Source organism: Nocardia canadensis, assembly GCF_032656385.1.
In the GTDB taxonomy this organism is placed as follows: Bacteria; Actinomycetota; Actinomycetes; order Mycobacteriales; family Mycobacteriaceae; genus Nocardia; species Nocardia canadensis.
This window is the reverse complement of the sequence record NZ_JAVCWB010000008.1, coordinates 192,726-204,076: the sequence shown is the minus strand read 5'-3', so window position 1 is coordinate 204,076 and position 11,351 is coordinate 192,726. Positions and strand designations below refer to the sequence as shown.

Here is an 11,351-nt window from a genome sequence, read left to right as displayed (position 1 = left end):
TGTCCGGATGTGATCGCCGCTCAACCGAGGCCACCTCTGCGTGCGGTCGCGCCCAGCCATGCCAGGCTCGGCTTCGGAGTGCGCTCGAAGGTTTCCCGATTCACCGCGATGAGGCCGAAAGTCGGCTCCCAGTGACCCCATTCGAAACTGTCGATGGCCGACCAGTGCAGGTAGCCCCGGACATCGACGCCCGCGTCCACGGCGGCGAACAGGCCACGCAGCGCTGCCTCGGTGTAGGCGATGCGACGCTGGTCGTCGGCGGTGGGGATGCCGTTCTCGGTGACCAGAATCGGGACCCCGCCGGTCACCTCCCACGCGTGGCGGACCGCCATACCCAACGCGTCGGGCCGGTAGGCGGCTCCGGTCAGTGTGTTGTCGGGACTGTCCGGATGCGCGACCACTCCGTTCTCGTCCACGGCCTGGCTCGAATACGACTGCACGCCGACGAAGTCGTCGCCGCGAGCGGCTTCCCAGTACTGGTCCTCGCGGACGTGGCGGATCGCACGCAACGTCTCCTCGTTGCCCGGGGCCGCGGTGAGCGCCCCGGCGGCGACAGTCCAGCCGACCGCGGCATCGGTGTGCCGCTTCAGAATCGCCCTCGCGGTGTGGTGCGCCTGCGCCAACCGCTCACCTGCCCGCGGATCCGGATCGGGCAGACGACGAGCGCGACGCCGTTCCATTGTCGGACCGTCCCCGGCATCCCTCGTCGCCTGCTGCAGGGCGATCATCATCGACAGCATGTTGGGCTCGTTGATCGTGCACACCCAGGCGACATCACCGAGGATGGTCGCGGCCGCTTCGACATAGCGCCCGAATCGCGCGATCGCGCGATCGTCCATCCAGCCGCCGTCCTCGGCGAACCAGCGCGGGACAGTGAAGTGCTGGAGGGTGACAACCGGCTCCAGGCCGAGATCGCGCGCGGTGTCGATCATTCGGCGGTAGTGGGCCAGTTCGGCGCGCGAAATGTGGGCTTCCGCCGGTTCGATCCGCGCCCATTCGATGCTGAACCGGTAGGCAATGAGCCCGGCTTCGGCGAGCAGGCGCATGTCCTCCGGATAGCGGTGGTAGCTGTCCACCGCGTCACCGCTGTGCTGCAGGTGTGGCGAGGCGTGTTCGCGCTGCCACCAATCGCTGTTGACGTTGTTGCCCTCGATCTGGTGGGCGGCGGTCGAGGCGCCCCACAGGAATCCGGAGGGGAGTTCGGTCGTCATAGGAATCCTTGTTTCGAGGTTTTCGAGTCGGTCGGCGAACAGCCGTCAGCGACTGCCTTTGACCCGCAGGTGAATCACGGCTCCGCCGAGCACGGTGCACACACCACCGGCCAGGTAGAGGGCCGTGTAGTTCTTCTCCCCGGACGCGCCGAGCGCGAGCAGCACCGAGGCCGCCAAGGGCGCGATGCCGTGCGGAATCTGGGTCGCGTAGTTCATGATTCCGAGAAACCGCCCCGCCTCTCGACGGTCCGGCAGTACATCCAGCAGCACCGCTTGATCCACGGCGGAGAACGCGCCCATTCCCAGGTTGGACAGAGCAGCACCCACGATCAGACCCGCCATACCGCCGGACAGTGCCATGACGACGGCGCCGAGGGCGAAGACGCACCCGGCGATCAGCACGAGCACGCGACGACGACGCAACCGGTCGGACAAAAATCCGCCGCCCAGCGCGCCGATGGTGGTGGCGATGATGCCTGCGCCGGCGACCATGGTCACCAGCGCGCCGACCTCGCTCACGGTCTTGCCGAGGCGCTGGGCGAACAGGAAGGTCGTGAAGGTGGTGTTGAACGTGAGTCCGACGAAGAACAGGAAGCGACCCAGCCAGTTCCACGAGAAGTCCGGAAAACGGCGAGGGTCGAACAGCAGCTTGGCGAACAACGCGCGCAGAGGCATCGGCTCGGGCGGTTCGGCGGCGGGCTTGTCCTCGTTCCCCATGAGCACGAGCGGGAGGACCAGCAGCGCACCGATCAACCCAGGGCCCAACAGCAGGGCCATCGAATTGCCGGTGCCGAGCGAGGCGATACCGACACCCAGCGCCGGAGCCACGAGCGTCGCGAAACCGGCCAGACCGGCGATACGGCCACGCTGCTCCTCCGGAACGAGATCGGCCTGCAGACTGCCCGTCGCTGTCTGCGCTGCCATCGACCAACCGAGAACCGTGACCAGCCATCCGACCGTCAGCACAGCCATATCGGGCGCGGTCGCGAGGATCAGCAGCCCCAGCGTCCCGACCAGCGCACCACCCGCGAGGTACGGCCGACGACGACCGAAGCGGGATCGAGTGCGGTCACTGAACACACCGAGAATCGGTTGCAGCGCTATCGACAACACGCCGCCGAGGGCGGTGAGATATCCGAGGTACTCTTCGTGGCCTGGCGCGAGTTGATCCACCCGCAGCGCCAGCGAGTACGCCATCGCAGCGATGTAGGCGACCCCGGTTCCGACGATCGCCAGCACCAGCCGTGTGATGAAGCCGCGACCGACCGGCGCGAGATCGCTCCTCTTGGTCACCGAGGGCGCGTCGATCATCGCTGTCGCCGGTCCGTCCTGCACCCGTGACAGTCGTTGCACGGGTGCGGGCTCATCGGGCTGCATACAATCCTCCGGGATCTACGTCAGGTGCTGCATCGCGTTGTTCACCAGGCACATTCATGAACTGCTCGTCCGCGGGCGGCTACAGCTTGAACACCCGGCGCGGCTGGTCACAGACGAGTTCGCGGGCGATGACCACGGCTTCGTCCTCGGTGAGGCGATGTTCGGCCACGAGGTGGGCGAGCCCGGCCGCGTCCAGGCGTCGCGCCATATCGTGACGCGCCGGAATCGAGCAGAACCCCCGGGTGTCGTCGACGAATCCGGCGAGCTTGCGATAGCCCGCGGTTTCGGTGACCGCGCCGTGGAAGCGGCGGATGGCGTCGGGTGCGTCCAGGAACCACCACGGCGCACCGACGTACACCGTGGGGTAGAAACCAGCGAGTGGGGCGATGTCGCGGGAGTAGGTCGTCTCGTCGACGGTGAACAGCACGAGATTGAGGTTCGGATGAGTGCCGAAGTTCTCCAGGAGCGGGCGCAGGGCGTCGGTGAATTCCACGCGCAGCGGTAGGTCGTGCCCGGTGTCGGGTCCGAAGGCGGTCTCGGTCGGCCGGTGGTGGTTGCGCCGAATGGCCGGGTGCAGCATCATCACCAGCCCGTCGTCGGTGGACATCCGCGCCATCTCGAACAGCATGTGCCGACGGAACGCCACTGCCTCCGACGGCGTCGCCGACCCGGCCAGGGCGGCGCGATAGATGCGCCGCGCCTCGTCCGCATCGAGCGGGTGGGTGCCGACATCTTCGTGGCTGTGATCGGCTGCCGTCGCGCCGTGGTCGACGAAATACCGGCGGCGCTCGCGCAGTGCCCGCAGGAACCCCTCGTAGTCACCGGTATCGATGTCGGATGCGACCGCCAGCCGGTCGACGGCCTGCCGCCATCCCGGCAATGCGGGTTCCAGGTACCGGTCGGGCCGAAATGTCGGCACCACCCGGCCGGACCACGACGGGTCCGCGGCGAGGCGCGCGTGGGCGCTCAGATCGTCGCAGGGGTCGTCGGTAGTCGCGAGCACATCGATCCCGAAGCGCTCGTACAGGCGGCGAGGGCGGAATTCGTGGCGGCTCAGGCAGTCCGCGATCCGGTCGTAGAGCGCGTCGGCGTTGTCCACGCTTGGCTGCTCGGTGATGCCGAAGATGCCGGCCAGTTCCACGTCGAACCAGTACCGCACCGGCGTGCCACGGAAGACGTCCCAGTTCGCGCAGACGACCCGCCACACCGAACGCGCCTCGACCTCCGACAGCTCGCACCGGCCGATACCGAGCTGGTCCAAGCCGATGCCATTGGCGTGCAGCAGCCGGGTCACGTAATGGTCCGGGGTGACCAACAGGCCGACCGGGTCCGGGAACGCCTCGTCGTCAGCCAGCACGCGCGCGTCGACGTGACCGTGCGGCGAGATGATCCGCTCGTCGCGCACTGTGCGGTGAATACGCTGCGCGACGGACCGCACCCCGGGATCGGCCGGGAACAGCCGGTCGGGGTGGGGTGCCGGGTACGGCGCGGAAACGGTAGACATACCCGTCATGCTCTGCGGTTGCCCGGAGTATCGGCAATCGGTTGCCCCGAGTTGTCATCGGGCCTTGCCGACTCGATCGCACCGACGCCATGGTTCGGTGATACGTGCGGAGGGAGACGACCATGCCGGAACCGCGTGCCGCCATCATCGGTGGCCCGGACGAGGAATTGAGCGCGCACCGACTGCGTGCCTTCGTCGCCGAACAGTTGGGGTCCCTCGATCTGGACGGGCGCAGCGTCTGTCTGGTCGTCCCCGATGCCACCCGCAGCTGTCCGCTGCCGCTGCTGCTGTCGATCCTGCACGGGGAACTGCACGGCCGCGCCACCCGGATGACGGTCCTCATCGCGCTGGGCACCCACGCCGCGATGAGCGAGGACCGACTGGCGCACTGGCTGGGCTATCCCCCCGGCGAACTGGGCGAGAAGTATCCGGATCTGACTGTGCTCAATCACGAATGGTCGGATCCGGCAACGTATTTCATGGCGGGTCGGATTACGGGTGATCGGATCGCCGAACTGTCGGATGGACTCTTGACCACCGGTGTCGACGTGCGCGTCAACCGTGCGGTCGTCGAGCACGACGTGACGATTATCATCGGCCCGGTTTTCCCGCACGAGGTGGTGGGCTTCTCCGGGGGAAACAAGTACCTGTTCCCCGGCCTGTCCGGTCCCGAAGTCATCGATGTATCCCACTGGCTGGGCGCGCTCCTCACCAGCCGCGACATCATCGGGACCACCGGCATCACTCCGGTGCGCGCGCTCATCCACGAGGCCGCGACGCTGGTCCCCGGCGAGCGCCACGCCCTGTGCCTGGTGGTGCGATCGGGCAGCGACGCCTTGCACAGCGCCGCTTTCGGGGATCCGATTTCGGCATGGGCGGCGGCCGCAGCGGTGTCGGCCCAGGTGCACGTCAGATACCTCGACGCCCCGGTCAGGCGGGTGCTCTCGCTCATGCCCGCCAAGTACGACGACATGTGGACCGCGGCGAAGGGCTTCTACAAGGTGGAACCGATCACCGCCGACGGCGGCCAGGTGGTCATCTACGCACCGAACATCACCTCGATCTCCGAGATGCACCCCGAAATCGAAGACATCGGCTACCACACCCGCGACTATTTCGTCCGCCAGTGGGACCGATTCAGCCACCTGCACTGGGGAGTACTGGCCCATTCGACCCACCTGCGCGGGGCGGGCACCTTCGACGAGGTGACCGGCGAACATCCCCGGGTCACCGTCACGCTCGCCACCGGAATACCCGAGCACCGAGTACGTGCGGCCGGACTGGATTATCTCGACCCCGCGACAATCGATGTCGACGCCTGGCGTGCCGACCCGGCGACCCTCGTCGTCCCCGATGCCGGCGAAGTGCTCTTTCGCTTACGCGGCCCCGTCGAGCCACGCACGACGAGTTGAGTACTCAGCGACACGATCGCCTGCGTGCGGATCGGCTCGCCGCGGATCGCCCGGTGCAGTTCCCGGAACGCGGTGGTGCCCATACCGCGCAACGGCGCGGCCACGGTCGTCAACGGCGGGGTGCAGAAATCCGAACCGAAGACATTGTCGAACCCGATGACGTTCACCTGGTCGGGTACGCTCACCCCCAGTTGGCCGAGGCCACGGATGAGACCGATGGCGAGCAGATCGTTGTAGGCGAGCACGGCTGTCGGCGCCTGCCGCAATACTTCGTCCGCGGCCGCGACACCGGCGGCCATCGTCGGTACATAGGGGCCGAGACGGTTGGCCTTCAGGCCGATCTCACCGGCGGTGTCGAGCACCGAACGCCAGCGGATGCCATCGGCCCAGGATGCCTCGGGGCCCGCAAGGTAGGTCACCGAGCGGTGGCCGAAGTCCGACAGGTGCCGGAGCGCGGCGGTTACCCCGGACTCGGTATCGGGGATGACACACCGAGTCCCCGGCACGATCCGATTCAGCACCACCACGGGGCGCTGCGTGGCCACCGTGCGGATGGTTCGGTCCGACAGCCGTGAACTGGCCAGGACCACTCCGTCGACTCCTTGGAGTAGTCGGTCGAGCAGCGTCCGCTCCAGGGTCTCCGATTCCTGGGTATCGGCCAGCAACATGGCATACCCCGCACCCGCTGCCGCCGCTTCGACGCCACGGATGATGCCGAAGAAGACCGGATTCGTCACATCGGAAACCACCAGCGCGATGGTGGACGTTCTGCCGTTCTGTAGTGCTCGGGCGAGCGGATTCGCTCGATACCCCAGCTCGGCGGCGACCTCGTGGATACGGGTCGCGGTCTCCGCGCGCACCCGTCCTGGCCGAGAGAAGGCGCGCGAGACTGTCGACGGCGCCACACCCGCCGCCTCGGCGACGTCGTAGATGGTGGGCGCGCGTGGAACTTCATTCATCGTGGCCGCGAGATTAGCCACCGGTCGGCTACTTGGCAACCGTTTGCCACTTCCGTGGGCAAGTGACGGCAACCGCTTGCCGTCGGGTGCGCCCGATCAGCTGAATGGTCGGTGAACGACCCCGCAGCTGTCGCGGGCGGAGAGGAGATCAGTGCAGCCGAAGACCGAGCCCGCAGCGCACCCTCCGACTGCCGTGACGGACAGGCCCAAGGTCGGAGCGGGCTACATCGCCATGCTCATGCTCGGCGGCTGCGGAGCCTTCATGGCCTACATCACCGTGCTGGCCTTCTCGCTGGCTGTTCGGGTCGACGCGCTCGCGCCCGACCGCCCCGAATACCTCGGCTACCTGGCAGGTCTGGGCGGCGCGGTGTCGCTGATCTCAGGGCCGGTGGTCGGCGTGATCAGTGACCGGGTGCGGACTCGGTTCGGGCGCCGCCGCCCGGTATTGGTCACCGGCGCGGTGGTCGGCACTGCGGCGTTGGCAGTGGTCGGCCTGGCACCGAATCTCGGTGTGCTGGCGGCCGGATGGGTGCTGACCGTCCTCGGCTGGAGCGCCGCGATGAGCTCCATCACGGCCCTACAGGCCGACAAGCTGCCGGGCAACCAACGTGGCACCGTCGCCGGCTTCACCGGATTCGCCCAGCAGGGCGCTCCGGTGCTCGGCGTGGTGGTCGCCGGGCTCTTGGCTCATCACGGTGTACTACTCACCCTGGTACCGGGCTTGATCGGGCTGGTGCTGTTGTTGCCACTGGTGCTGTTCGCCGCCGAGACCGACACGCGCTCAGCGGTATTCGACGATCCACTGTCGATGCGAACAATCGCGCGCAAGTATCGGTACAACCCTCGGCGCTATCCCGACTTCTCCTGGCAATGGCTCGGAAAGTTCTGCTTCTACAGCGGATTGGCGCTCGCCACCACCTTTCAAACCTTCTTCCTCGCACACCGCCTCGAGCTGGAAGTGGTCGAGGTTGCCCACACTGTCGCGTGGATCAGCCTGACCGGAGTGACAGCGGCGACGTTCGGGTCCATCGGCGCCGGATACCTCTCCGACCGCCTCGGCAGTCGGCGGGTGTTCATCCTGGTCGCGGTGATCGTCTATGCCTGCGGTGCGACGACGTACGCCTTCGCGCCGAATCTCGCGATGTTCATGGCGGCAGCGTGCCTGTGCAATTTCGGCATCGGCGCCTTCGCCGCCGTCGACCAGGCCATGACCCTCGACATTCTGCCGGATCTGCGGGAAGCGGGTCGATTCATGGCCATCGCGGGGCTGGCGCACACGGTGTCCAGGTCGACCGCGCCGCTGATCGCGCCGCTGGTCCTGGCCGTCGGCGGCGGCGACAACTACACCCTGCTCTATCTGCTCGCCGGATCGCTGGTACTGCTCGGCGGCTTCGTGATCCGGTTCCGGGTCACAGGCGTGCGATGAGCCGCCGACCGCACGTTACGACACACCGAGGCGACCGGATCACCGATCGCCGCACGACAGGAGTACGTCAATGACTGGCATCGAGACGACGCCGCTATCCGGTGAACTCGAACGCGCGGCAGGCCAAGTCGCGGAACTCGTGCGTGATCACGCACCGCTGGGGGTCGCCTTCTCCGGTGGCGTGGATTCCTCGGTCGTGCTCGCCCTCGCCGCGCGCGCCCTCGGCTCCGATCGAGTGTGCGCCATTATCGGCATCTCTCCCAGCTTGCCCGAGTCCGAGCTGCGAGCCGCCCACGAGGTGGCCGCCGCGATCGGTGTGCGGGTGGTGGAGCTGACAACCGGGGAGGGTGAGCGCGCCGACTACCGCGCCAATGGCCCGGACCGCTGCTACCACTGCAAACACGCACTGTTCGAGGGTATTTCGCGGGATCTGCTCGAGCGCGAGGGTTTGTCCTCGATCGCCTACGGTGAGAATGCCGACGATGCCCAACGGCGCGACCGGCCCGGCGCCCGAGCGGCGACCGAGTTCGCGGTGTTGCGTCCGCTGGCCGACGCGGGCATCGACAAGGCCATGGTCCGCCGCATCGCCCGCGCGCTGGCGCTGCCCAATGCCGACAAGCCCGCCGCACCCTGCCTGGCATCGCGGATACCGCATTTCTCCGAGGTGACCCCGGAGAAGCTGAGCCAGATCGAACGCGCCGAGAACGCCTTGCGGAGTATGGGATTGGGTGAGTTTCGCGTCCGTCATCACGGTGAGGTGGCCCGCATCGAAGTGGCCGACGCCGACATCGCGCGGGCGGCCGTCGCCCCGCTGCGCGAGCAGATCCAGGCGGCGGTGCGGGCAGCCGGTTTCCGGTTCGTCGCCCTCGATCTGGCCGGTCTACAGTCCGGCGCCTTCACGCTACCGCTGGTGTCGGTGCGATGACCGAATCATGGACCGAACCTGCGGTTTTCACCGAACTCGACCACGATCGCACCGCCCGGCGCGGGTATCCCGAGGCGATCTTCTGCCAGGGCAAGACCACCGAGCAGTTGCAGTCGATCGCCGCCGAGATGCGTGCGCGCGAGGCGGTCACCCTGTTCACCCGCGTCGAACCCGGTCAGGCCGCGGCCATTGCACGGGTGCTGCCCGATGCTCGCTACGATGCCGTTGCGCGGATGGTTGTCTGGCCGCCGGATCCACCCGCACCCAGGGGCGGCCGGATCGTCGTCGTCACGGCCGGGACCACGGATCTGCCGGTAGCGCGAGAAGCGTGGACGACGGCGACTCATCTCGGTCGCAGCTGTGAACTGGTGAGCGATGTCGGTGTGGCGGGGCTGCATCGCGTCCTGGGACATCTCGAACTGCTCCGCTCCGCCCGGGTCGTTGTGGTTGTCGCAGGTATGGACGGCGCGCTACCCAGCGTGGTCGCCGGGCTGATCAGCGCTCCCGTGGTGGCCGTACCCACCTCCGTGGGCTACGGGGCGGCATTCGGTGGGCTCGCGCCGCTGCTGTCGATGCTCAATTCCTGCGCGCCCGGGGTGTCGGTGGTCAATATCGACAATGGTTACGGTGCGGGCCATCTCGCGGCGCAGATCGCCGCGCCGTTCCCCTGATCGGCGGCGCCGTGCTGTGCTCAGCTCGGAGCCCGCAGCGGTGCACCCACCACCAAACCGTGGGCGACGGCCGCGGCCGCGGCCTCGCTCAGTACGGCACGCAGTGGGCGTCCGGTCGACCGGGCCAGCTCGGCGACATCCTCGAATTCCGGGGTGGCTTGGGCGATTCGGTCGTTCTGGAGCGCGACTTTGATCCGAACCCGGCCACTGCCCACCGCGACCTCGATCCAGGTGCGTGGCAGCGCTGTCTTGTGCACCGCGATCCGGCGCAGGCCGATGGTGCTGGTCTCGGCCAGCAGAACCGACGACACCGAATCCGCGTAGCGCGCGTGGGCAAGCGCGTGCACGGTGTGCGCGGGGCGGCCCTTCTTCATGAGGATCGGAGTCAGCCAGGCGTCGTCGGCCCCGGAATCGAGCAGACTGCGCAGAACATGTGGCCACACCCGGGGGTCGAGATCATCGACATTGGCCTCCACGACCACATCCTCAGCGCTCGACACCAGCTCTTCGCTCGTACCGATCACCACCCGAACAACGTTGGCTCGATCACGGAAATCCTTGGTACCGGCACCGATTCCCACACAGTCGAGGCGCATCTGCGGCAGTGCCGAACACTCATCGGCCAACGCGGTCACCCACGCCACCCCGGTCGGCGTCGCCCGTTCGCCGATACCGCCTGCGAGTACCTGCCAGCCACCGGTCATGGACAGCACGGCGGGAACGGGAACGGGAATGGTGCCGTGCGCCCCCTCGACCGTCCCCGAGCCGAGGGCAATAGGGCTCGCCACGACCCGGTCGACAGCAAGATGATGCAGTGCCGCACACGCTCCCACCACGTCGGCGATCGAATCCAGTGCGCCGACCTCGTGGAAGTGCACCTCGTCGACGTCGACGCCGTGAACGCCTGCCTCCGCCTCCGCCAGCCGGCCGAACACCCGCAGGGCACGGGTCCGGACAGCGTCGGGCAGCGCCGCGTCCGCCAGCATGCTCCGAATGTCGGACCAGTGCCGGTGCGGCAGATCATCGGTGCGGACAGCCGGGTCCATCTTGCATGCCCGCATCCCGCATCGCATCACCTCGGTGCGGACCAACTCCACCGCGCCGGGGACAACGGCATCGACGGCGGCCTGTAGCACCTCGAGCGGCGCCCCGGCATCCACCAGGGCGCCGAGCAGCATGTCCCCAGCCACACCGGCCGAGGCATCGATCCAGGCCACTCTCATCCTTCGCTCCCCTGGTTCGAACTCGCGAAGGCACGCACCGCGACCTCGACAATCCGTTCCACCGGGTCGGCCACATCGGCCACCAAGCCTGCTTCTTCGCCGGACAGCGGCTCCAGGTCGGCGAATTGAGAGTCCAATAGCGAGGTCGGCATGAAATGGCCGGAGCGCGTCGACATCCTGGCGGCGATGAGTTCACGCGACCCGTGCAGGTGCAGATACCAGACCGGCCCGCCGGTCCGCAGAATGTCTCGGTAGCGCCGCTTGAGCGCGGACGACGACACCACTGCGCCGTCGGCGTGCTCACCGATCCAGCCCGCGATGGCCCGCAGCCATGGCGCTCGGTCCGCGTCGCCGAGTGGGATACCCGAGGCCATCTTGTCGATATTCGCCGGCGAATGAAAGGAATCCGCTTCTGCGTACTCCCATCCCAGGCGTTCGGCCAAGAGAGTGCCGACGGTGGTTTTACCCGAACCTGCCACGCCCATCACGACGATTACTGTCACGTTCTTCCTTGCCGGTCGCTGTCCGCACCGCAGACCACGAGCAAACTGTCGGGACAAAGGTGCCGGATCAGAGTCTCATAATCGGCCACTGCCTTCCAGGTGCCCGCGGCAACTCATGACAAACGATTGCCGCAGTGTCC

The 11,351-nt window shown here is 67.5% G+C and carries 9 protein-coding genes and 1 pseudogene; 4 read left to right on the top strand and 6 right to left on the bottom strand.

The window, feature by feature from the left end:
• Nucleotides 1-20: 20 nt before the first annotated feature.
• The 3 genes from Q7X29_RS14635 to uxaC all read right to left on the bottom strand — a co-directional run bounded on the left by Q7X29_RS14635 (nucleotide 21) and on the right by uxaC (nucleotide 4,092).
• A complete protein-coding gene (locus tag Q7X29_RS14635; protein ID WP_316574392.1) occupies nucleotides 21-1,211 on the bottom strand; it encodes a family 1 glycosylhydrolase in 1,191 nt (396 codons plus the stop codon).
• Nucleotides 1,212-1,256: 45 nt separating this feature from the next.
• Entirely contained in the window at nucleotides 1,257-2,588 is a 1,332-nt protein-coding gene (locus tag Q7X29_RS14630) for an MFS transporter (protein WP_316574391.1), read from the bottom strand.
• A 79-nt stretch (nucleotides 2,589-2,667) separates the two neighbouring features.
• Nucleotides 2,668-4,092: a glucuronate isomerase gene (gene uxaC / locus Q7X29_RS14625; protein ID WP_316574390.1), complete on the bottom strand. Its 1,425-nt coding sequence runs from the start codon at nucleotides 4,090-4,092 to the stop codon at nucleotides 2,668-2,670.
• A 122-nt stretch (nucleotides 4,093-4,214) separates the two neighbouring features.
• On the opposite strand from uxaC, the gene Q7X29_RS14620 reads away from it, so the two are divergent.
• Nucleotides 4,215-5,504 (top strand): lactate racemase domain-containing protein, encoded by a 1,290-nt coding sequence (locus tag Q7X29_RS14620; protein WP_316574389.1) that lies wholly within the window; start codon nucleotides 4,215-4,217, stop codon nucleotides 5,502-5,504.
• A 35-nt stretch (nucleotides 5,505-5,539) separates the two neighbouring features.
• On the opposite strand, the pseudogene Q7X29_RS14615 reads toward Q7X29_RS14620, so the two are convergent.
• Nucleotides 5,540-6,463, bottom strand: a pseudogene (locus tag Q7X29_RS14615) (LacI family DNA-binding transcriptional regulator); the annotation flags it as partial.
• Between the two features lie 193 nt (nucleotides 6,464-6,656).
• Between Q7X29_RS14615 and Q7X29_RS14610 the strand changes: the two are divergent.
• The 3 genes from Q7X29_RS14610 (at nucleotide 6,657) to larB (ending at nucleotide 9,485) form a co-directional block, all read left to right on the top strand.
• Nucleotides 6,657-7,889 carry an MFS transporter gene (locus tag Q7X29_RS14610; RefSeq protein ID WP_316574388.1) on the top strand — a complete coding sequence of 411 codons (1,233 nt, stop codon included), beginning with the start codon at nucleotides 6,657-6,659 and terminating at the stop codon, nucleotides 7,887-7,889.
• 70 nt (nucleotides 7,890-7,959) lie between these two features.
• Nucleotides 7,960-8,814, top strand: coding sequence for an ATP-dependent sacrificial sulfur transferase LarE (gene larE, locus Q7X29_RS14605; protein WP_316574387.1), 855 nt, complete (start codon nucleotides 7,960-7,962; stop codon nucleotides 8,812-8,814).
• On the top strand, nucleotides 8,811-9,485 hold the full coding sequence (larB, locus tag Q7X29_RS14600; protein WP_316574386.1) for a nickel pincer cofactor biosynthesis protein LarB: 675 nt from the start codon (nucleotides 8,811-8,813) through the stop codon (nucleotides 9,483-9,485). The genes larE and larB overlap by 4 nt, the downstream gene beginning before the upstream one ends.
• A 20-nt stretch (nucleotides 9,486-9,505) precedes the next feature.
• Here the strand turns inward: larB and larC are convergent, their stop codons facing one another.
• On the bottom strand, nucleotides 9,506-10,708 hold the full coding sequence (larC, locus tag Q7X29_RS14595) for a nickel pincer cofactor biosynthesis protein LarC (protein WP_316574385.1): 1,203 nt from the start codon (nucleotides 10,706-10,708) through the stop codon (nucleotides 9,506-9,508).
• Complete coding sequence (locus Q7X29_RS14590) at nucleotides 10,705-11,193, bottom strand: gluconokinase (RefSeq protein ID WP_316575359.1); 489 nt, start codon at nucleotides 11,191-11,193, stop codon at nucleotides 10,705-10,707. Before Q7X29_RS14590 ends, larC begins: the two co-directional genes overlap by 4 nt.
• Between the last annotated feature and the right edge of the window lie 158 nt (nucleotides 11,194-11,351).